The following is a 339-nucleotide window of genomic DNA, read 5'->3' as shown; positions in this document are numbered from 1 at the left end:
CGGCGAACCCGTCGTTCCCGGACGCCGAAGGCCAGCGAACCGTGTGGTACCCGGTGTCGGGCCTCGATGAGTTCGACGCCGAGCTGGACGGGGAATCGGTTCTGTTCCTCTGCTGGCCGCCCGGCTGGGGGAACACGATGGCCTCCGAAGCACTGGAGAAGTTCGAGACTCGGGGCGGCCGTCGCGTGATCTTCATCGGGGAACCGCAGGGCGGTAAGACCGGTGACGATGCGTTCTTTGCCAGGCTCGCGGAGGCATGGACGCTGGAATCCGAAGACTCACAGCATGTCTCGTGGTGGAACCTCAAGGACGTTACTCAGGGCTGGGTGCGGTCCATAT

Annotated in this window: 1 pseudogene; it reads left to right on the top strand. The window is 64.3% G+C overall.

The annotated features are described in order from the left end of the window. Positions 1–339: pseudogene (locus GV790_RS29350) on the top strand (hypothetical protein); the annotation flags it as partial.

This window comes from Nocardia cyriacigeorgica (assembly GCF_010858045.1).
In the GTDB taxonomy this organism is placed as follows: Bacteria; Actinomycetota; Actinomycetes; order Mycobacteriales; family Mycobacteriaceae; genus Nocardia; species Nocardia cyriacigeorgica_E.
The sequence above is the reverse complement of the archived record's forward strand: the minus strand, read 5'-3'. Positions and strand labels throughout refer to the sequence as shown.